Consider the following 22265-nt stretch of genomic DNA (forward strand, 5'->3'; position numbering starts at 1 on the left):
AGATATGAAGAAACTATATGCAACTCTTTTTTCTGCACTCTTTCTAGGCGGTGCAATCTGTGCAAGTTGTACGGATAAGAAGGATGCTTCTGCTGAAGAAGTGATAAACACCATTCATAAAGTGAATAATTATTGGCAGACGAATCATCCGGAACACGGACGTTCTTTTTGGGATAATGCCGCCTATCACACCGGAAATATGGAAGCTTATTTTTTGACTAAGCAGCCGGAGTATTTGGAATATTCGAAAGCCTGGGCGGAACATAATGAATGGAAAGGGGCAAAATCAGATCATAAGGAAAACTGGAAGTACAGTTACGGTGAAAGTGATGATTATGTGCTTTTCGGTGACTATCAGATTTGTTTCCAGACGTATGCCGATCTCTATAATCTGGAACCGGATACACAGAAAATAGCCCGTGCCCGCGAAGTGATGGAATATCAGATGAGTACCCCCAATCATGATTATTGGTGGTGGGCAGATGGCTTATATATGGTCATGCCGGTCATGACAAAGATGTATAACATTACTAAGAATCCGCTCTATTTGGAGAAACTGCATGAATACCTCGCCTATGCTGATAGTATTATGTATGATGAAGAGGCCGGACTTTATTACCGGGATGGAAAATACGTGTATCCTAAACACAAAAGTGTGAACGGCAAAAAGGATTTTTGGGCACGTGGAGACGGCTGGGTATTGGCCGGATTGGCAAAAGTCTTGAAAGAACTTCCTGAAACAGATAAGTATCGTCCGGAATATATAGATCGTTTCCGTACCCTGGCTAAGTCGGTTGCTGCTTGTCAACAGCCGGAAGGTTACTGGACACGCAGTATGCTCGATCCATTGCATGCACCGGGACCGGAAACCAGTGGAACGGCTTTCTTTACCTATGGTTTACAATGGGGAATCAATAACGGTTTTCTGGATGCTGCAGAATATCAGCCGGTGGTTGAAAAAGCATGGAAATATCTCTCAACAGTTGCTTTGCAGCCTGATGGCAAGATTGGTTATGTGCAACCGATTGGTGAGAAAGCGATACCCGGTCAGGTGGTAGACGCAAACTCAACTTCGAATTTTGGAGTAGGTGCGTTTCTATTGGCAGCCTGTGAACGGGTTCGTTATTTGAATAAATAAATACAGGCACGGATTACACGGGTTTCACAGCTCTTAGAGGCATGCCTTAATATAAGTCAACAGCGTAATCCGTGTAATCCGTGCCTAAAATTTAATTCATCATCAAGCTCATATATGGCTTTAACGGCTGAAGTATTCTATTGGTTAATTCGCTAATATTCATTTGTATATGTGCACCGGGCAGTCGCTCGGTATTATACATACACTTTCCTTTGCACAGGTAATAATAGCCGTTGTTTACAGACAATTGTTTGTCCGATAATTCCAGCTGCATTTCATCTTCAGGAAAAGCCGCGGCATAGATTTGCAGCACTTCTTTGGCATTGATGATACGTGCCATACCTAGCAGATGTTGAGGCTGTTTATCTTCAGGAGGCAGTAGTTGAACCATGCGCTTGCATCCGGTGTGCTTCCTGATCGCATACAATAAACTATATTCCACATCCTTATCATCAGCGCAAAGTTCATTGATAATGATATGTTTGTCTCCTTTATATATAATGGTTATTCCTTTGATTTCGTTTTCCTGTCTGGCTACAAATAAATAACCTCCACTAATGGCAAGATCGGTCATAATAACCTGAAAGTCTTCCGGTGTGTGCTGAATACAGCAAGCCCGTTCGGAAAGCTTCTTATTCAAATAGGAATAGACCTCCTCCTGAAATTCTGAAACAACACTGACCGCTATCTCTTTAGAAGGAATAAACTCGGGCAAAACGATCTCTTTAGTTGAATACTTGAATACCGAAGCATATCCCATACGGGCATAATAATCAAACAACCAAGGTTCTGCCGGTATCAATGTGCTGAAGTGTACTCCATTCCGTAACATCCGGGCGAAAGACTGTGATAAAAGCTCGCGCATGACTCCTTTGCTTCGAAAATCGGGATGCGTACAGGCTCCTGAAATATAGGAGGTTTGTACAGTCTCTCCACCAAAAGTCATCGGATAAGGAAGCATTTGAAGGGCAGAGATTACCTCATCACCACTTTTGATGGCAACGTTCACCTCTGTCTTATAGCGTAGTCTGAAGTACATCTCGACGAATTCTTCACTATCGTCAAAACAGACTTTCCACAATGCTTTTACTTGCTCCTTTATCATCATATTTATAAAGAGTTTACCATTTAACCATATTCATGGGATGCTCTTTGAGACAAGCCATGTATTTTTCCAGAATCGTCACCGGTTGGTAAGACAATTTGGCTTTGCGCAAACCTTCGAGACCTAAATCCTCTTCCCGGTTGATATAGATATATTGTTCGGGAATCCGGTTGGCAAATTCATAATTAATCATAGCATACGCGCCTTCAATGCTGGTATCCGCTTTTTCTACATGCACGCCGAACGTTTCATGATTGATAGGCATACCGAATGTAAATGCTACGATTTTACCGTTCACATGAAGAATTCCACCCGTCAGTCCGAGTGCTTCGAAGTTGTGGAGGGCATAAATCAGAGCACGACGTTCATTGCCCGTCCCTTCCTGCTGGTCGCAGTGATTCACTTTACACCATTCTGCTTCCAGATCCAGACATTCCTGAATGCGGTCCGGAGTGATCGGTGTATATTCATAATCCGGATAAGTGTTGCGGAACCGGTTGATATGATTTCTTTTCGCTTGGAATTTCTTACCCTTCAGTGTTGAAAGATCACTTCTCAAATAGATATAATCCGCATAGTCGCGGTCTTCTGTAAATGTGAACTGTCCCGGAAGGATAGCTTCGAGATCAGCACGCATATTACTGCACACTCCCAACATACAGAAATGCTGGTTCTCTTTGCGGGCATCCTCTATCAGTTCCCCCAATATTGCTTTCAAATCTCCCGTACCTACGGGCATCATATAAGCGAGTTGATCTCCCGCCCAGAACTTGAACACCAGGAAGTTGTCGACCACTGCAAATTGGGTATCATATAAGAACCTCCAACTACAAAGATTGGAGAATGAAAGATCGCAATTGCGGCGATCACTTTTCATCGTGAATGAGGTGATTGTGTCTCTGTCTGCTAACGTGACATCTTTAAATGGAATCATAAGATTGCTTTTTGCGTTTAACTCTTTATATAACGGAAAATCAAGAGATTTTGTTTTTACAAAATACCTAATAATCGAAGGATAGTAGGTGTTAGCAGTGCAGTGAATATTCCATTTAGCGTCAGTCCCAGGCTGGCGTATGCTCCATATTTGCTGCTGATATCCATTGCAGTGGAGGTTCCGACGGCATGAGCGGCTGTTCCCATTGAAAGCCCTTGGGCGATCGGACTGCCTACGCGCATGATTTTCATTGTCTTAAAGCCACAGATAGCCCCTAATAAACCTACTGCTACAACAACTGCCGCCGTTAGTGACGGAATACCGCCGATAGCTTTGGTTACTTCCATCGCAATCGGGGTCGTAACCGATTTCGGAGCCAGTGACAGGATTACCTCTTGTGAGGCTCCCATGAATTTCGCAATCAGTACTACTGAAATGACTCCGACGATGCAGCCTGCCAGTTGAGACAGTAGAATAGGCAATAACTGCTTTTTTATCATTTCCAGTTGAAGATATAAAGGTACGCCTAAAGCCACAACGGCCGGGCGTAGCCAGAATTCGATCAGATGTCCTCCTTTATTATATGTCTCATAAGAGATATTGGTCATTTTAAGGAAGATGATTAATAGTGCGATGGTCAGCAATATAGGATTTAATAATACCAGTCCTGTTTTCTTCTGAAGCAGTTTGGCAAAGAAGAAAATCCCGAAGGTAATGGCCAGCAGGAAGAAATTATTTTCTAAGAAGCTCATTTGTCTTTATTCGTTAAGTTGATTTTATCTTTAAGGTGTAGTTTCTCCGGCAGATGGAAATCTGACAGATGAAGTTTGCGTGCCAGTTTGATCTGACGCGCCAGCCTGAACTTGCGGACGATCTGATGTACCCATCCCGTTACAACAAGTACAAGTGCGGTACTGACAATGGTAGCTATCACAATTGGCCAGAATTCTGCCGCAATAACATCAAAGTACAACATAAGAGCCACACCGGGTGGAACGAAAAAGAATCCCAAGTTAGCAACCAGAAAGTCGGACAATCCCTGTACCCAGTGTAACTTAATCCAACCTAATTTTAAAAAGAGGGTGAGCAGCAGCATACCGATGATGCTGGAGGGGAGCTTGATACCCGTAAGATAAACTATTAATTCACCCAAAGCCAAACAGCCAAATAAAATGGCGCACTGACGTATCATAACTAATAACCTATTGATTTTGTTTGAAAACGCTGCAAAGGTATGAAAAATAGGAGTACAGTGTTAAATATTACAATATTTTAGACTTGGAAGAGAAAAATAGGCGAAATTGTAATGTGGATATTGCAAAATTGAGTACTTTTGCACCGCAAATTACAAATTGTAATGAGGTTTTATAATAACATTCAATATATCTATGCTCAATTTAATCAACCAAATCGTGGCGCGTGCGAAAGCAAATCGCCAACGTATTGTTCTTCCGGAAGGAACTGAAGAACGCACATTGAAAGCTGCCAATATGATTTTGACAGATGAAGTAGCCGATCTAATTTTACTGGGTAAACCGGATGAAATTAATGAACTTGCTACAAAATGGGGATTGGGAAACATCGGTAAAGCTACTATCATTGATCCTGAAACTTCTCCGAAACACGAAGAATATGCACAGTTGTTGTGTGAACTTCGTAAAAAGAAGGGGATGACTATCGAAGAAGCCCGCAAATTGACGAGCGATCCTTTGTTCTATGGTTGTTTAATGATTAAGAGCGGTGATGCTGACGGTCAGTTGGCTGGTGCCCGTAACACTACTGGTAACGTATTGCGTCCTGCTTTGCAGATTATCAAGACCGCGCCGGGAATCACTTGCGTGTCTGGTGCTATGTTGCTTTTGACTCATGCTCCTGAATACGGAAAGAATGGCATTCTGGTAATGGGTGATGTTGCTGTAACTCCGGTTCCGGATGCTAATCAGCTGGCACAGATAGCAATTTGTACTGCGCAGACTGCGAAAGCCGTTGCCGGTATTGAAAATCCGAAAGTAGCTCTGTTGAGCTTTTCAACCAAGGGTTCCGCTAAACACGAAGTAGTGGATAAAGTGGTAGAAGCTACTAAGATTGCAAAAGAGATGGCTCCTACTCTTGATTTGGATGGTGAAATGCAGGCTGACGCTGCTCTTGTACCGGAAGTGGGTGCTAGCAAAGCGCCGGGTTCTCCAGTAGCCGGAGAAGCAAATGTGCTGATCGTTCCAAGTTTGGAAGTTGGTAATATTTCTTCTAAATTAGTTCAACGTCTGGGACATGCTGACGCTGTTGGTCCGATTCTTCAGGGTATTGCCTGTCCGGTAAACGACTTGTCTCGTGGTTGTTCTATCGAAGATGTATATCGCATGATTGCTATCACAGCTAATCAGGCCATTGCAGCAAAAGCGAAAAAATAAGTATTAGATATAAAGTATTAAGTATAAATCGACAACGACATGAAGATTCTGGTATTGAACTGCGGAAGTTCATCTATTAAATATAAATTGTTCGATATGACCACCAAAGAGGTGATTGCACAAGGTGGTATCGAAAAAATCGGTCTGAAAGGATCATTCTTGAAACTTACTTTGCCGAATGGTGAAAAGAAAATATTGGAGAAAGATATTCCTGAACATACAGTAGGAGTAGAGTTTATCCTGAACACGCTGATTAATCCTGAATACGGCGCTATTAAATCTTTGGATGAGATTAATGCAGTAGGTCACCGTATGGTACACGGAGGCGAGCGTTTCAGCGAATCTGTATTGCTGAACAAGGAAGTGTTGGAAGCTTTCGCTGCTTGCAATGACTTGGCTCCGCTTCACAATCCTGCTAACTTGAAAGGGGTAAATGCAGTTTCTGCTATTCTTCCTAACATTCCGCAGGTAGGTGTATTCGATACGGCTTTCCATCAGACAATGCCGGATTATGCTTACATGTATGCTATTCCTCACGAACTGTATGAAAAGTATGGTGTGCGTCGTTATGGCTTCCACGGAACTTCTCATCGTTATGTGTCAAAACGTGTATGTGAATTCCTGGGTGTAAATCCGGTTGGACAGAAAATTATCACTTGCCACATTGGTAACGGTGGTTCTATCGCTGCTATCAAAGATGGTAAATGTATGGATACTACTATGGGCTTGACTCCATTGGAAGGCTTGATGATGGGTACTCGTAGCGGTGATATAGATGCCGGTGCAGTAACATTTATCATGGAAAAAGAAGGCTTGAACACAACCGGTGTTTCCAATCTGTTGAATAAGAAGAGTGGTGTACTGGGTGTTTCGGGTGTATCAAGCGATATGCGTGAACTCTTGGCTGCTTGTGCAGCTGGCAATGAGAAAGCTATCCTTGCTGAAAAGATGTACTATTACCGTATTAAGAAATATATCGGCGCTTATGCTGCTGCATTGGGCGGTGTAGATATTATCCTGTTTACCGGTGGTGTAGGTGAGAACCAGATGGAATGTCGTCGTGAAGTTTGTAAGGATATGGAATTCATGGGTATCGAACTTGATAACGAAGTAAATGCTAAGGTTCGCGGTGAAGAAGCAATCATTTCTACTCCTGCTTCTAAAGTGAAAGTAGTAGTGATCCCAACAGATGAAGAACTGTTGATCGCATCGGATACAATGGATATCCTGAATAAGTAATAATTTTATTGCTGATATACAAAAAAAAGATGGACTCGATTTCGAGTCCATCTTTTTTTTGTCTTACTTTGCATATCAAATAGTTATATCCCGTTTTTGATATGCGTTACTCCGTCATAATTCCCGTTTATAATCGTCCCGATGAAGTGGATGAATTATTGCAAAGTCTTACTGTACAATACTTTAAGGGTTTTGAGGTTGTTGTTGTTGAAGATGGTTCTTCCATTCCCTGTAAAGGAGTAGTAGACCGGTATGCAGATCGGTTGAATATAAAATATTTCTCTAAACCCAATTCCGGTCCGGGACAAACCCGTAATTACGGAGCAGAACGTAGCGAAGGCGAATACCTTATTATATTGGATTCTGATGTCATCCTTCCCGAAGGCTACTTCGATGCGGTAGAGAAGGAGCTCACCACTTCTCCTGCCGATGCTTTTGGTGGCCCCGACCGTGCACACGATTCTTTCACTGATATTCAGAAGGCAATTAACTATTCCATGACCTCTTTCTTCACGACCGGAGGTATCCGTGGCGGAAAAAAGAAGATGGACAAATTCTATCCCCGTAGTTTTAATATGGGAGTTCGCCGGGCAGTGTACGAGGCTTTGGGAGGTTTTTCAAAGATGCGTTTTGGGGAGGATATTGATTTCAGTATCCGTATCTTTAAGAATGGGTACACTTGTCGTCTTTTTCCTGATGCCTGGGTATATCATAAACGTCGGACTGACTTGAAAAAATTCTTCAAGCAGGTGCATAACTCCGGCATTGCCCGTATTAATCTTTATAAGAAATATCCGGATTCTCTGAAACTGGTGCATTTGCTTCCAGCCGTATTTACATTGGGAGTGGCGCTTCTATTATTAGGAACCCCCTTCTGCCTCTTCAGTTTCACGCCTATCATTCTCTATGCATTACTCGTATGCATTGATTCTACTATTCAGAATAAAAGTCTGTCTATTGGCGTTTATTCCATTGCCGCCGCATTTATACAGCTTATCGGCTATGGTACAGGCTTTTGGCGCGCATGGTGGCAGCGTTGTATCAGAGGGAAGGATGAGTTTGAGGCTTTCCAAAAGAATTTTTATAAGTAATCCATTTTTTATTTGCCTATTACCATTCCTGTTTTTGTTTAAAAGGAATGTTGTCTGACACCCGGGTCTCAATACGTCTGACACCCGGGTGTCAGACAAGTTATACTTTCATGGAAAAAAAGTAATGGATGCAATCGAAGAAATTTTTATAGGCTATATCTTTTTTCATTTAGTGGAGTGCAAATCACATTTCTTATTCTTCCCTTAAACCCCAGCAATTTGTCGCCTATCTGTTTCAATGGGAAGATAAGTGTTTCCTGATACCAAATGCTGTCTTTACGCAGGCTTTTCTGATTGTAAACTACACCGATTCGTCCTTCCAAACGTTCTTGTAGCTCTCCGTTTATGTAAAGTGAGGTCCCTTTGGCATCTCCCTCTACACGAACCTTTGTCCATTTTTCCACAGGCAAACGATAGGAATGGAAGATGAATTCATAGCCGTCGCGCGAGAATGCGAATTTACCCGTATTTTGCCAGTTCGCGGTGAAAACAGAATGGGGACCTTTGAATAAGACCGCATCGATATTGGGCTTTGGATCTGCGTAGATTTCAAATTCCACACTATATGGATAACCGATTTCGGGTATAGAGGTAAGAACCGAGTCGTTACCTTGCAGGATAATTTCCTGGCCGGAAAGCGTTAGGTCTTTTCTGTCATCTATGCTGGCCTGTAGATTTACGCCCGGTGCTTCCGGTGTTGTCCTGCACCACGTTTCGAAGGTTTCAAACGGTATGTTTCTTGTGTTTTCTCCTTTCCAAAGTTTCTCGCTCATAACCTGCATGGCAGGAAAGGTGCGTATATGTACATCCTGTTGGCTGATTCCATTTCCGACACGGTCGTTCCATACAGCAAACATGGCTCCTAATAAATTAGTAGACTGCTCTATCATTTCTCCCTCTTGCATCATTCGTGGTGACCAACTCTCATATATCCATTGATGATCCAGAAAGTTATGGTAGTAATTCACGGCTGGTACGATATATAGAAATGCATCGCATGTATTAATCGCTTTGGCTCCTTCCTGCAGTGCGGTTTCTAGGTCTAGCCAGCTATAATTCCATGCATTGACCGTTTTTCCTTTCAGATTTACGGGGGTATTTCCTTTCATGTGTTTCAGACTTCCCCATAATCGCGGATTTTTTCCATATTTGGTGATATACTTCAGATAGTATTCAGTGAAATAGCGGAATTGTTCCGCTTCTTTGAGGTTGTACTCATCAGTGCCGATATGTACGTCCGGTCCGACAAATACCGGGTGATCTCCCGAGAGATATTCGTCAAACAAAGTATCAAGGAAATCATATACCTCTTTTTTATAGAGGTCGAGATGATCCATACCATATTCTTTTTTGTCGGCTGCCAGTATCGGATTGTAATGAGTGAAAGCGAGTGAGTGTGCCGGAACATCAATTTCTGGGATGATATTGATTCCATATCGTGCGGCCATTTGCTGGAAGTTGCGGAATTCTTCTTTGGTGTAGGAACCATCTTTGGATGTGAGTCCCGGAAAACGCTCGCTTTCCAATCTGAAGGCGGCGTATGTTTTGTTCCAGTCATTATCGAAAAACTCAACGAAACCATTATCATTCAGATGTATTTGCAGTTCATTCATTTTATAGAACGAGAGAATTTTTACGTAATCCTGCAAATAGTCCATTGTGAAAAATTTCCTGGCTACGTCAATCATCAGTCCGCGGTGAGCATACTGCGGATAATCCAATGCTTTTCCTTTCATGAGTCCAAAAGGCTGGTTATGGATCATTTGCAACAGTGTGCGAGTTCCCCAGAATACTCCTTTTACGGTGGAGGCTTCGATGGTTACATGGTTGCGTATATCCAGTTCATAGCTTTCTTCTCCCAATGATGAAGGCGATTTTTTCACTGACAGATAGATAGAATGATTTTTCGGTTTTCCGGAGGTTACCTGATAATTCCAGCCGAACATATCTTTTAAGTCTTTTGCCATTATTTCCGCAGTTTCTTTCAACAGGCTTTCTGCTTCCGGAGCGATTATAATCTTTCCTGTTTCCGGTAGTGTCAGTTTGCCTTTTGCCCCATTCCAATGTTGTAAGGAGGGAATCACCTGCGGGATATCCGTTTGAGCGTATACTGTCATTCCTAATAGTAGTAAGATGGATAAGATGCTTATTCTCTTTTTCATATTTATTAGATGTTTATATATTAATCTTGATAGCGCAAAACTACGATATTTGGAAGTAAAGGGATTCTAAAAATAGACTTATAGCTTCCAAAATTCATTTTTTCAGTTATATAGGAGTATCTTTGTGACTTAATTTGATTAATAATGGAAAGTAAACACAAACTATCCATCAACCAGTGGGCACTGGAAGACCGCCCACGGGAAAAAATGATGGAGAAGGGAGCAGCCGCATTGAGTGATGCCGAACTACTCGCTATATTGATTGGCTCCGGAAATACGGAAGAAAGTGCTGTCGAATTGATGAGACGCCTGCTCCTGTCTTGTGATAACAATCTGAATTCATTGGCAAAATGGGAAGTGTGTGACTATTCCTCTTTCAAAGGTATGGGACCCGCAAAGAGCATTACAGTGATGGCAGCCTTGGAATTAGGCAAACGAAGAAAGCTGCAAGAAACCAAAGAGAGACTTCGAATCACTTGCTCAAAAGATATCTATGATATTTTCCAACCGATCATGTGTGACTTGGAACAGGAAGAATTCTGGGTGCTCCTATTGAACCAGGCAACCAAACTAATTGATAAGGTACGTATAAGTACTGGTGGCATAGACGGAACTTATACCGATGTGCGCACCATTCTCCGGGAAGCATTGCTGCAAAGAGCTACACAAATCGCGGTGGTGCATAACCATCCTTCGGGAAATATTCATCCCAGCCAACCGGACAGGAGTTTGACAGAGCATATCCATAAAGCGGCGGAAACGATGAATATCCGTCTGATAGATCACGTCATCGTTTGTGAAGACGGATTTTTCAGCTTTGCAGATGAGGGCCTACTCTAATTAGTAATACTACCTTATTTAAGTGAGAATATCTTATTTATTCTCACTCCTGCATTCATTTTTATACTGCGTGGGCGTCAAGCCTGTGTACTGTTTGAATGCAGTACTGAAATAACGTAAAGTAGTGAAACCTATCTGATCTGATATTTCAGTAAATGTCAGATCGGTGGTTTTTATCAGAGTAATGGCTTGCTCCAACCTGAATTTGTTGATATAGTCATTTGCCCCCATATCGGTGATAGCCTTCAACTTGTTGTAAAGAGATGTTTTACTCATTCCGATCTCTCTGCAGATAAAAGGAATATCTAAAGACGGATTGCTGATATTCTCGGAAATGAGCTTGTTAAACTTTAACAAGAACGTTTCATCCGCCTGGCTGAAAGTACTCTCCAGCGGTTGAGGGAAGTTGCCTATATGTTGATAGTGCTCTTTCGTTTGCTCCCGGTTGTATAGCCGGTTCTGTATAATCTTAACAAGAGTGTCTATCTCAAAAGGTTTTCCCAGATAAGCGTCCGCCCCGATTTTATACCCATACAGTCGGCTCTGTTCATCATTGCGTGCCGTGAGCAGAATCACAAGAATATGACTGATGCCGATATTCTCTTTTACCGCTTTGCACAGTTCGTATCCATTCATAACCGGCATCATCACATCGCTCACTATAATATCCGGAACTTGCTTTTGCGCTATTTCGAAAGCTTCCCGGCCATCATGTGCTATATAAATTGCTTTGAATAAGGATTTCAATTCTTTGGAGAGGAAATCTGTCAGGTTATGATTGTCGTCTACCAATAGCACTGTGTAATTCTGCGTAGAGAAGTCGAGTGTCTCGGGAGCGTTGATCTCATGATCTACGTCCGGTGTAATCAATTCATTGATGTAAGGTTTCGGCTGGCAGATGACTTCGCCCGACTCCAATCCCAAAGGTAAGTCGAAGAAGAAAGTGGCTCCTCCCGCTTCGTTGTTCATGGCTCCGATTTTACCTTTATGCAATTCCACCAGCATCTTGGCGTATGAAAGTCCGACTCCGCTACCGCCAATTTCCTGCTTGCCTTGATAGAAACGGATGAATACTTTCTCCATGTCTTCCTCTTGCATACCTTCTCCCTGATCCAAAACGGAAACACGGACGTATGAGTCATTTTTGCTGGTACGGATAGTGACGGTTGTGTTTTTAGGACTGTGTTTCAGTGCGTTCGTCAATAAGTTTGTGACTACGATTGTACACATACCCTTGTCAAATACCACCTCTTTTATGCTGTCGTCGAGCTGATAATCTATTTGCACTTCCTGGGCAGCTCCCTCGTCCGTAAAATCGGCACCAATCTCCTTTATCCATGAGTTAAATGGATAGGCTTGGAGTTTCAACTTGGTTTCTCCTACTTCCATCTTACGTACGTCCAGCACCATGTTGATAAGATCTTTCATCCGTTGAGCCTGTTTATGTATATTCTTCAACGGTGGATAAATGGCATCTGTAGAAGGAAGTGTCTTTAATATGCGGCTTAGCGGGGCATATATGAGTGTGAGCGGAGTTCGCAGTTCATGGCTGATATTAATCAGAAAACGAACTTTTTCTTCATACACATTCTGCTCGTGTTCTTTCATCATCCATTTCATCTTGTTTTCTTTGCGTCGAAGCAGAACGAAAACAATTTGTACCACAATGCCTATGCAAGCAATGATGCAGAGAGAAACGAACCACCAGCTTCTGTACCAGGGTGGCAGTACGTTTAATGTGAAAAGAAACTGGGGAGTTGTTTCATTTCCTTCCTGTGTGTTACAGCTCACCATGATGGGATAACTTCCCGGAGCAAGAGATGGGATCATCAATTCAGGGTTGTAGCCTTCGGTTTTAAGGTCTCCCATTTGGAAATGATAGACTTTGAGCCGGAGAATGTCCGCACCATAAGTCATGACACGGATCTTAATGTTTTTACTGTTCCAGGGGATGGATATCTTGTCTTGATTGAGCTGATACATCCTGTTCTCTCCGTTTATGGTCAGTTCGGCAAGGCGTATTTCCGGAGAGTCACTACTCTTTTCTATTTGAGTGTCTGCATTGATACATAGTAAGCCTTTTACACCTCCCATATAGATGTTGCCTTTGGGGGAAATGAGACGGGGCTCGGCCAAGTATTCATTGGGGGAAATTCCATCCGCTTCTCCGAACCATACAAAACGTTTGGTATCGGTGAGCCATATAAAGAGTTTCTGTTCAGCTCCTATCCACACTTTTCCTTTATTGTCGCATAACACGGTATTTACTTCATTAAATAAGGTGGTAGGAATTCTTTCGAATTTGCGGGTATCAGGGTGATAGGTGTACAGGCCACGGGTGCCTGCAATCCAGAATACGCCCTTGTCATCCCTGGATACAGCATTGAAGAATCCCTGTGGAGCACTTGCAAATATCTCCACTGTGTCTTTTTTACGATCCAGTCTATATATATTATAAGGATCGTTCAGGTAAATGGCAGTGGAATCATATCCAATGGAACTCAACAAGCCTTTTATTTTCACTTCTTTGGCACAAGGGACAGGAGTGAGTTGCCGGGTGGAAGTATGGTAGCGGTAAGGAGGCAAACTTAATATTAAGATCGAATTGGGAGTATCCCGGTATAAGTTGATTGGCTGTCCGCTATAGCGGATGTGATGCTCTAATGAAGGGCTCATAATAGCGAAAGGACGCTTCTTTCCTGTCTTTTTATCGAATATGAAGATACCTTTGGAAAAGGCAGATACTAACAATTCGTTGGGTGTGAAGCCGGTGATGGAGACCATCTTGTCTCCCCAAGTGTCGGGATAGTGCACAAATGTTTCTGTAGAAGGAATGAATTTATTGATACCTCCTCCGTCCATAGCGATCCAGAGTTCTTCGGAAGCCGGTTCCTGATATAGTTGTAATACCGTACTTTGACTTAATCCTTTGTTGTGCCCTAACACAACATTAGTGTAAGTTCTCATGGATACTTCACGAATGTTGATAACCCCTTCACGTTTACTTCCCGCCCATATATTTCCGGCAGAGTCGCTATGCAGGCAGAGTATTGTATTTGTGGGAAGGGAATGATTATCTCCGGAGATATGTTCGAGTACGGTAATATTGCCGGTTGTGGGATCGAGGATATTGATACCTCCCCCGTCTGTTCCCATCCATATTTTTTGTTTGAATTCGGTCATGCACAATACGATGTCACTGCTCAAACGGGAGTTTTGAGTGGTATAGCTGGCTATCAATTTTCCCTGGGCGGAGAAACACTTGACGCCATTGTTGTAGGTTGACAGCCATATTCTTTGTTGGGAGTCTATGATGATTCCTACGTTGTCGTTCCCGTATTGGAAAGGAAATGGGGTTATCTCGAAATTCTTGAGGTTCATTTGCAGTATTCCCTGTTGCCAGCTTAGACACAATATGGTATCGGGTTTCCACATTTGTATGGATCGTATAATGAACGGCTCGTCGGTCTTGAATTCCCGTATGAGAGAAATCGTGTTGGTGGCATAAGAATATTTATATATCTTGTTGATCCCTCCGAACAGAAGCCCGTCTGCTATTTTGCAGATCGATTTGGCAATGATGGGCTGATTATTTAGTTTGGGGATAAAGAAGTTGTCGTGAATAAGAGAATAACGGGCGATTCCTGTGGTGGTCAGTATCCAGGTTGTCTGCTGATTATCTTCAATAATTTGCAGGATACTGTCGTTAGGCAGGGAATTTTCATTATCAGGTTGTGCGGTGTACTTTTTGAGTTCCGTTCCATCAAATCTGATTAGTCCTGTCGGAGTACCGATCCAGATGAATCCCTTTTGTTCGGTATAGATACAGCTGATGATAGACGGCATTCCGTTTTGGGAACCAATCAGTTTAAAGTCGTAATGGTTACCTATACTTATTGCTGGAAATGTGCCTACGATAAGAAAAGCCAGTAAGCAGAAAAAGTGTTTTATCCAAATACTTTTTTTCATCAGTCAAGATTATTAAGGGGAGATTAGTGAAACAAAAGTATGATTAATTCCGCTAAAACAAAAGAAATATTTCCAAAAACCGCCACAAAGACGTTCAAAAACGGAATATGGATGTTTTTGGAAACATTTTGGCGATTTTATGAACTCGCCATTCTGCCAATCAATCTATTTTTGTGGTGTATTTCAATGCCGGATAGTGTGGGCTATTGGCAAATGGAACTCAAAAAAACTTTTAGTATTAACTTTAATATAATGTTATGAAGAAAATGCAGATTAGGATGCAACTGGTGTGTCTCTTTTCAATGCTTTTACTGTTCTTCCCTGTGGAGCTCTTTGCTCAACAGGGCACTATCACTGGTAAGGTGGTAGACGAACGTGGCGAGTCCGTAATCGGAGCAACCGTTATGGTGAAAGGTTCTACTGATGGTACCATTACCGATTTGGATGGAAACTTTAAAATTAACGGTAAAGTAGGTACAACGATAACTGTCAGCTATGTGGGCTATGCTCCTTTGGAAGTGAAAATCACTAAGCTAACAGGAAATCGGTTCGTGATGAAGGAAGACTCCAAAACTTTAGATGAAGTGGTGGTAGTCGGTATGGGAACACAGAAACGTAATACTATTACAGCGGCTGTAGCAACAGTTAATGCGGATGCAATCGCTACCCGTCCTGTGACGGATGTAACCAGCGCCTTACAAGGTAATGTGGCTGGTTTGAACTTTGCTTCGGATGCTTCTGAAAGCGGTACCGGTGGTGAAGTTGGCGGAGAAATCAAATTTAATATTCGCGGTATCGGTTCTATTAATGGTGGAGAGCCTTATGTATTGGTGGATGGTGTGGAACAGAGCTTGCAGAATGTAAATCCTGCCGATATAGAAAGTATCAGTGTATTGAAAGATGCTTCTGCAGCAGCCGTGTATGGTGCTCGTGCTGCGTATGGTGTGGTGTTAGTAACGACCAAGAGCGGTAAACAGGATAAAGCCCGGGTGACTTATCGCGGTTCTGTGGGTATGAGTGCACCTATCAACATGCCCGAGATGATGAACTCTGTAGAGTTTGCCAATTATAAAAATGCGTACCGTTCGGCAATTGGTGAGTCTCCATACTTCTCACAGGAGACTATTGATTTGATGAATCAGTTTTTGCAGAACCCCTATGGTGAAGGTCTGCTCGGTATTACCGCCAATCAGGAGAATACCGGTTGGCGTGGCGGTGAATCGCAGTATGCCAATACCGACTGGTTTGATTATTTCTATAAAAACAAATCTTTGCGTCATTCACACAATCTAAGTATCTCCGGTGGATCGGACAAAGTGACTTATTATGTCGGTCTGGGTTATACTTACCAGGGTGGTTTGCTGGATCGTGTAGAAGACTCTCTGGATAAATACAACGTGAATACCAAATTTCAGATCAAGCCGAATGACTGGTTGAAGTTTAACTTCAATAACAATATCACGTTGAATCTGATTTCCCGCCCGCTCCCCGATATGTCTATTCTTTATCATCAGATAGCTCGTTCGCAGCCTAATATGGTGACTGAAGTTCCTATTTCCGGGCTTTATAATCTTCCTTCATGGAATGAAGCTTTGTATCTGGACAATGTGGGCTATTCGCAGAACCGCATTTCTGATGCCATGACTTTTGCAGCTACTGTTACGCCTCTGAAAGGCTGGGACATTATCGGAGAGATGAAAGTTCGTTTTGATGTGCAGAATGATGAATTCTTGCAGAAGCAGCCCCGTACCACACGGCCCGACGGAACCATAGAGAATGTTACCGCTCCCCGGCAGGGATATTCTTATCCCGGTATCGAATATTCGAATTCTTTGTGGGGATCAATGACTCGTGGAAATCAATTCAACTATTATTTGTCTCCCAGTGTGTCGTCTTCATATACGAATCAATGGGGTGACCATTTCTTTAAGGCAATGGCCGGTTTCCAGATGGAAGTGCAGCAAAACTCAAGCATGTATGCGTATAAAGACGGAGTGATGAGCGATGATACATTCTCTTTTGACAATGCAAACGGAAAAGCCTATAATAGTGAAGCGCGTGACCATTGGGCAACCATGGGATTCTATACCCGTTTGAACTGGAACTACCAGAATGTCTATTTTCTGGAATTTAGCGGACGTTATGATGGTTCGTCACGTTTCGCTTCCGGCAATCGTTGGGGATTTTTCCCTTCTTTCTCTGCCGGTTATGACATTGCCCGTACCGACTACTTCAAGCAATGGAGCTTGCCTGTTTCACAGTTGAAAGTGCGTTTGTCTTACGGACGTTTAGGCAATCAGAATGGAGCCGGACTATATGATTATCTGAACTTCATGACATTGAGACCGGACTATTCAAATGCATGGTTGCTTTCCGGTGTCACTTCGGCTACTCCGGTACGTGGTACAGTCGCTTTAACACCTTCTATGGTAAGCCCGTACATTACATGGGAAAAAGTGGATAATGCCAACTTAGGTTTCGACCTGACTTTGCTTAACAATCGTTTGACGATTACGGCGGATATTTACCAACGTACGACCAAAGACATGATTGGCCCGGCTGAAGCAATTCCTGATATTGGCGGTATTGCTGTTGACCAACGTGCTAAAGTAAATAATGCAACGCTACGTAACCGTGGATGGGAATTGTCGGTTAACTGGTCTGACCAGCTGAAGAATGGTTTCAGTTATGGAATCGGTTTCAATATCTTTGACTACAAAGCAGTGGTAACCAAATACAATAATCCGGAAGGATTGATTTATAACAACCACACCGGTCTGGTTCGTAACAAAGGTTATTACCAGGGAATGGATTTAGGTGAAATCTGGGGATATGAAGCAAATGATCTGTTTCTCACCAACCAGGAAGTGGATGAATATCTGAGAGGAGTAGACATGTCTTTCTTCAAACCGAATAAGGATTGGCAACGTGGTGATTTGAAATATATCGATTCGAACGGTGATGGTAAAATTGATCCGGGTTCGGGTACATTGAAAGATCACGGTGATTTGAAAATTATCGGTAATACGACTCCTCGTTACTCCTTCGGTCTGAACTTACATGCCGGTTATAAAGGTTTTGAAGTTTCCGCATTGTTCCAGGGAGTCATGAAACGTGATTTCCCGATGGCTGCAAGTACTTATCTGTTTAGCGGTGATTCCAACTTCTTTAAAGAACATTTGGATTATTATAATGTGTACAACCCGGGGGCTTACCTGCCGCGTCTGACAAAACCCGACAGTCCTGAATATAATGCGAACGTAGGTTACAACACTTCACGTTATTTATTGAACGCAGCTTATATGCGACTCAAAAACTTGATGATTTCTTATAACTTCCAGCCTAAACTGGTTAAGAAGATGGGATTGGAGAACTTGAAAGTGTATTTCACTTGTGATAATCTCTTCACGATTGACAATTTGCCGGACGTATTCGATCCTGAAACCTTGAATCAGGTAAATACATGGGCTGGGGGTAGTAACGAAACTGCTCCGGGATTGACTTCCCCAATGAAGCAAAATGGTAACGGAAAGGTATATCCGTTGAATAAAAACTACGTATTTGGTATTGAATTTACCTTTTAAACCATAAGATATGAAAAGAATATATATAATGGCTTTTGTAGCCGCTTCAATATTACCATTTTCATCCTGTTCTGATTTTCTGGATAGGGAACCGATAACCAAGCCGGAAGCCGGTAATTTTCTGACAGGTGCTATACAGGTCGAAAACTATATTAACGGACTATATATGACGTTGCCGTCTTTTAGTAAGTTCGGTTTGGGAGTTCGCAGTGAAGAAAAGAATAGTGACAATATTATTGCAGAAAAGTATGATGCCCGTTTGCATGGACAGAATAACCAGTTTAGCGGAGCTTCCGATTGGCAGACTGGTTATCAGAACCTGCGTAAAGTGAACTATTTTTTCCATAATTATAAAGTACCCGAAGCACAGGAAAACGAAGATGTACTGTCGTTGAAAGGGGAGGCTTACTTTTTACGTGCCTATTGGCATTTCGATTTATTGAAGAAATTCGGTTCTATTCCGGTAATGGATGCTTTTTGGGATGAGAATGCGACAATCGCAGGATTACAGATTCCCGCAAAGACACGTAATGAGGTAGCCCGATTTATTTTGAGTGATTTGGTTGAGGCGAAGAATCTGTTGCATTCGCGCGGTAAATATTCCGGAATTCGTATCAATAAAGAAGCTGCCATGGTTTTGGCAATGAATGTGGCGTTGTATGAAGGAACTTGGGAAAAGTATCACAGCAGCGATGATTTTGCATCTTCCACTAACGAATCAAATTATTTCTTGGGTGAAGTTATTAACTGGGGAAATGAACTGTTCGGTTGTGGCATTGATCTGTATAAAACCGGGCAAAATCCGGGAGATGCTTTTGCGGCATTGTTCAATAGCAAAGATTTGTCAGGAATGGGCGAAGTGCTATTGTGGAGGAAATATTCGAGTGATGAAGGAGTCTTTCATGATGTCAACGGTAATCTGAAGGCAGGTGTTGTCGACTCGGAAGGAGCTGCCGGAATTACTCAAAGCCTGGTGGATAATTATCTGAATGCCGATGGAACATTTATTGATCCGACAAATGAGAAATTTAAGGATTTTAAGGAAACATTTGAAGGCCGTGACCCTAGATTGATTCAAACGGTGATGAATGAAGGTGCCAAATTTGCTTCTGCCACTACTGCGACCCCAATGCATCTGGAAGAATATACGGATGAGAAGAAGAATACTATTAGTCCTCCTAAATTGGCAGGAGATGGAAACACACGTTCTTTGACGGGTTATCACATCCGTTTGGGAATAGATACCACCTTTGTAAGTGGTAATGGTGAGACTGCTTTACCTATTATTCGTTATGCCGAAGGTCTTTTGGCTTATGCAGAAGCTGCTGCTGAACTGGAAATGTGGAGCGATGATATAGCGAATAAGACATTGAAAGCGCTTCGTGAACGTGCAGGAGTGAAATATCTGGCACCGGCAAAGGATGCTAATTTCACCGATTTCGGTTATACATTGACTCCTGTTTTACAGGAAATCCGTCGTGAACGCCGTTCTGAACTTGCTTTGCAAGGTTTCCGGCTGGATGATCTCATGCGTTGGAAAGCCGATAAACTGATTGTTGGAAAGCGTGGTAAAGGTGCTTATGTAGGTGATGAATCTATTTTATTCAAATCTTACAGTCCGGATAATCAGAAAAGAATCAGAGAGCGTCTGACCCTTGATGATAACAAATGGGCGGATCCGATGGCCGGGACTCTGCCAAGCGGATATCAATTCCATGCAGATAGGGATTATCTGTTACCGATCCCTCCTTCAGAATTGGAATTGAACAAAAAGTTGAAACAAAACCCGAAATGGTAATCATTAATAATGATATAATAGGATAGATTATGAAGAAATATTTCTATAGATTATTACCAATTTGCCTGTTTATCCTTGTAATGACAGGCTGTAATGACACCGAGACGGTTATCTCTATCGGAGAAGCCCGGAATCTGGTGGCCGAAATCAGTACTCAAAGTGCTGCTATCGGAGATAATGTGACCTTTACTGTGAAGGTAGATCAGCAAGACAATCAGTTGGCACTCGAAGAAGATATAGACGTTGTTCTGACTTTTGCAGGTAAGAATGTAGAAGGAAAGGATGTCCCTGTATCTGATGTCTTTGAAGGCTTTGCCGGTCATCTTTTTATGAAGAAAGGTGAGAAACAGGGATTTACCGAATTTAAGGTAAAGAACGATCTGGCTAAATATCCTATATCGGGTACTATCACCGCTTATGTCAGAGGATACAAGATCAATGCGGCTGAACGTCCGATTGTGGTATCTGATAAACACTACACCATCTTGTCATTGAAGAACAATTCGGACAATACGGTGAAAGAGTATGGCTCATTTATTCTGGTCGCTACGGTAGGAGCGTCAGCTAAGGAAGATGTAGTCGTTCATATTGATGCGGGTGAAGATGCGGATAAATATGAGAATCTGCCGAGCGAATTGGTGGTGAAAGCCGGGTATAAAACAGCTGAATCTGAACTTATATGGGTGAAAGGAGAGAAAGGACCGAATACTTTCACTTCTGTGTCTATGTCTTTTGCTACCGATTCTGAAATTCATCCGGTATATGGGGACGAGTTGGAAATTAAGGTTACTGATACGGATGCAGGTTTGACTCCGGGCACCGAGTTAACCAATGAGCAATGGGTTTATACAGATCCGGATCAGATATTTGTATCAGCCAGCAATAAAAAGGCTGTAGAAAAATGGGATGAGGTCAGAGCTGCGTCAGCACTATTGATAAAGGAGGGTGATCCGCATCCGAATGAAGCGTTAGCTGCTGAAGGATGGACATTCCTGAATTCTTATGAGTTCCATCCGATTGATGCTTTGACAGAAGGTACCGGACTCCCCAATCAGTATGGTAATCGTCCTCCACGTTTTATGGCGGCACAGAATGTGGCTAACACACAGAAAGTACAAGCGGTTGTAAATGAGAAATATGCAACGATGACTCAAGATGGATATTTGAAAATGTGGTGTGCGTATGATCCGGGAATCAGTGTGACAGGGGAAATTACGGGAACAAGAGATTTTGGAGTTTCCTCCCTCTATGCAAGTAAGTTTGATGGTGTGCCTACGGGTGCTGATTCTTGGGAATCCAGCAATGTACGCATTTTGCCGGGCACTCGTGTGGAAGTTAGAATCCGTGTGCGTGGAAAGAAACACTCTTTCAACTCGGCAGTCTGGTTCCAAGGAAATATCAGAGGTGTGCAATGGTCTACCTATGGTGAGGTTGATCTTCTGGAAAATCCGGCTACCAATGCGAATCCGAATGGCGCTTGGCAGACTTTCCACTGGAATGATATATCCACTTCATCCGGTGATAAGTATAAACCGTCCTCAGGACAGTTGATAATATCGGATATGGATGAATTCGATATCTATTGGATGGAATGGAGAGATAATAACGAGATTGCTTTAGGTATTAATGGTAAAGAGAATGTACGCATGAGGACTGACGGCAGCTATACCGGAATAGCTAATGGAACGGCTTCATGGAACTCGTCTACACATTGGCCGTTTACGGACAAATACAATACGGAAGGGTTACATTTACTATTGACATTTGCCGGATGTAATGAATGGGCGCTTGGTGACGCTGCGGCAGAACAGGCTGCTAAAGATGGTAGTTGGGCAAACGACTTTAAGCATATTTCTTATCAGGAAAGTAAGTCTAGCAATGATACGCCACGTATGGAAATCGACTGGATACGTTTCTATAAGAAGCCAACCTACGACTATTTTGGAAGTGGTACTCCAACGCGTAACAAACCAATGTATTAATGGTTGTTGAAATAA

Annotated in this window: 14 protein-coding genes; 8 read left to right on the plus strand and 6 right to left on the minus strand. The window is 42.5% G+C overall.

Annotated features, from left to right (window positions below; all coding sequences use genetic code 11):
* Positions 1-4 precede the first annotated feature (4 nt).
* Positions 5-1138, plus strand: coding sequence for a glycoside hydrolase family 88/105 protein (locus tag Bovatus_RS18460; protein WP_052587983.1), 1134 nt, complete (start codon positions 5-7; stop codon positions 1136-1138).
* 91 nt (positions 1139-1229) lie between these two features.
* Here the strand turns inward: Bovatus_RS18460 and Bovatus_RS18465 are convergent, their stop codons facing one another.
* From Bovatus_RS18465 to Bovatus_RS18480, 4 genes are read right to left on the minus strand one after another with little or no spacing between them, the layout of a single operon-like run.
* Positions 1230-2246, minus strand: coding sequence for a GNAT family N-acetyltransferase (locus tag Bovatus_RS18465; protein WP_004299733.1), 1017 nt, complete (start codon positions 2244-2246; stop codon positions 1230-1232).
* A 13-nt stretch (positions 2247-2259) separates the two neighbouring features.
* Positions 2260-3177, minus strand: coding sequence for a DUF2156 domain-containing protein (locus tag Bovatus_RS18470; protein ID WP_004299734.1), 918 nt, complete (start codon positions 3175-3177; stop codon positions 2260-2262).
* A 56-nt stretch (positions 3178-3233) separates the two neighbouring features.
* Positions 3234-3929 carry an LrgB family protein gene (locus Bovatus_RS18475; protein WP_004299735.1) on the minus strand — a complete coding sequence of 232 codons (696 nt, stop codon included), beginning with the start codon at positions 3927-3929 and terminating at the stop codon, positions 3234-3236.
* Positions 3926-4369 (minus strand): CidA/LrgA family protein, encoded by a 444-nt coding sequence (locus Bovatus_RS18480; RefSeq protein ID WP_004299736.1) that lies wholly within the window; start codon positions 4367-4369, stop codon positions 3926-3928. The genes Bovatus_RS18475 and Bovatus_RS18480 overlap by 4 nt, the downstream gene beginning before the upstream one ends.
* Before the next feature lie 196 nt (positions 4370-4565).
* On the opposite strand from Bovatus_RS18480, the gene pta reads away from it, so the two are divergent.
* The 3 genes from pta to Bovatus_RS18495 all read left to right on the plus strand — a co-directional run bounded on the left by pta (position 4566) and on the right by Bovatus_RS18495 (position 7915).
* Entirely contained in the window at positions 4566-5585 is a 1020-nt protein-coding gene (pta, locus tag Bovatus_RS18485) for a phosphate acetyltransferase (RefSeq protein ID WP_004299737.1), read from the plus strand.
* Positions 5586-5624: 39 nt separating this feature from the next.
* On the plus strand, positions 5625-6824 hold the full coding sequence (locus tag Bovatus_RS18490) for an acetate kinase (protein ID WP_004299738.1): 1200 nt from the start codon (positions 5625-5627) through the stop codon (positions 6822-6824).
* A 101-nt stretch (positions 6825-6925) separates the two neighbouring features.
* Positions 6926-7915, plus strand: a complete 990-nt coding sequence (locus tag Bovatus_RS18495) for a glycosyltransferase family 2 protein (protein ID WP_004299739.1) — start codon at positions 6926-6928, stop codon at positions 7913-7915.
* Between the two features lie 146 nt (positions 7916-8061).
* Here Bovatus_RS18495 and Bovatus_RS18500 read toward each other — a convergent pair whose 3' ends face one another.
* Positions 8062-10077, minus strand: a complete 2016-nt coding sequence (locus Bovatus_RS18500) for a family 20 glycosylhydrolase (RefSeq protein WP_004299740.1) — start codon at positions 10075-10077, stop codon at positions 8062-8064.
* 144 nt (positions 10078-10221) lie between these two features.
* Here Bovatus_RS18500 and radC point away from each other — a divergent pair, with 144 nt between their 5' ends.
* Complete coding sequence (radC, locus tag Bovatus_RS18505) at positions 10222-10917, plus strand: RadC family protein (protein ID WP_004299741.1); 696 nt, start codon at positions 10222-10224, stop codon at positions 10915-10917.
* Positions 10918-10950: 33 nt separating this feature from the next.
* Here radC and Bovatus_RS18510 read toward each other — a convergent pair whose 3' ends face one another.
* Positions 10951-14886, minus strand: a complete 3936-nt coding sequence (locus Bovatus_RS18510) for a hybrid sensor histidine kinase/response regulator transcription factor (RefSeq protein WP_004299742.1) — start codon at positions 14884-14886, stop codon at positions 10951-10953.
* A 257-nt stretch (positions 14887-15143) separates the two neighbouring features.
* Between Bovatus_RS18510 and Bovatus_RS18520 the strand changes: the two genes are divergently transcribed.
* From Bovatus_RS18520 to Bovatus_RS18530, 3 genes are read left to right on the plus strand one after another with little or no spacing between them, the layout of a single operon-like run.
* On the plus strand, positions 15144-18470 hold the full coding sequence (locus Bovatus_RS18520) for a SusC/RagA family TonB-linked outer membrane protein (protein ID WP_004299744.1): 3327 nt from the start codon (positions 15144-15146) through the stop codon (positions 18468-18470).
* A 10-nt stretch (positions 18471-18480) separates the two neighbouring features.
* The gene (locus Bovatus_RS18525) at positions 18481-20268 is read left to right on the plus strand and encodes a RagB/SusD family nutrient uptake outer membrane protein (protein WP_004299745.1); all 1788 of its coding nucleotides are present in this window, start codon (positions 18481-18483) and stop codon (positions 20266-20268) included.
* Positions 20269-20297: 29 nt separating this feature from the next.
* Positions 20298-22250 (plus strand): DUF5006 domain-containing protein, encoded by a 1953-nt coding sequence (locus tag Bovatus_RS18530; protein WP_004299746.1) that lies wholly within the window; start codon positions 20298-20300, stop codon positions 22248-22250.
* Positions 22251-22265: the final 15 nt, after the last annotated feature.

Origin of the sequence: Bacteroides ovatus, assembly GCF_001314995.1 — a bacterium.
GTDB lineage: Bacteria > Bacteroidota > Bacteroidia > Bacteroidales > Bacteroidaceae > Bacteroides > Bacteroides ovatus.

Coding starts and splice junctions, on each gene's coding strand:
- Bovatus_RS18475 (WP_004299735.1), bottom strand. CDS start 3,929: ATGAGCTTCTTAGAAAATAATTTCTTCCTGCTGGCCATTACCTTCGGG.
- Bovatus_RS18460 (WP_052587983.1), top strand. CDS start 5: ATGAAGAAACTATATGCAACTCTTTTTTCTGCACTCTTTCTAGGCGGT.
- Bovatus_RS18465 (WP_004299733.1), bottom strand. CDS start 2,246: ATGATGATAAAGGAGCAAGTAAAAGCATTGTGGAAAGTCTGTTTTGAC.
- Bovatus_RS18510 (WP_004299742.1), bottom strand. CDS start 14,886: ATGAAAAAAAGTATTTGGATAAAACACTTTTTCTGCTTACTGGCTTTT.
- Bovatus_RS18520 (WP_004299744.1), top strand. CDS start 15,144: ATGAAGAAAATGCAGATTAGGATGCAACTGGTGTGTCTCTTTTCAATG.
- pta (WP_004299737.1), top strand. CDS start 4,566: ATGCTCAATTTAATCAACCAAATCGTGGCGCGTGCGAAAGCAAATCGC.
- radC (WP_004299741.1), top strand. CDS start 10,222: ATGGAAAGTAAACACAAACTATCCATCAACCAGTGGGCACTGGAAGAC.
- Bovatus_RS18490 (WP_004299738.1), top strand. CDS start 5,625: ATGAAGATTCTGGTATTGAACTGCGGAAGTTCATCTATTAAATATAAA.
- Bovatus_RS18525 (WP_004299745.1), top strand. CDS start 18,481: ATGAAAAGAATATATATAATGGCTTTTGTAGCCGCTTCAATATTACCA.
- Bovatus_RS18480 (WP_004299736.1), bottom strand. CDS start 4,369: ATGATACGTCAGTGCGCCATTTTATTTGGCTGTTTGGCTTTGGGTGAA.
- Bovatus_RS18530 (WP_004299746.1), top strand. CDS start 20,298: ATGAAGAAATATTTCTATAGATTATTACCAATTTGCCTGTTTATCCTT.
- Bovatus_RS18470 (WP_004299734.1), bottom strand. CDS start 3,177: ATGATTCCATTTAAAGATGTCACGTTAGCAGACAGAGACACAATCACC.
- Bovatus_RS18495 (WP_004299739.1), top strand. CDS start 6,926: ATGCGTTACTCCGTCATAATTCCCGTTTATAATCGTCCCGATGAAGTG.
- Bovatus_RS18500 (WP_004299740.1), bottom strand. CDS start 10,077: ATGAAAAAGAGAATAAGCATCTTATCCATCTTACTACTATTAGGAATG.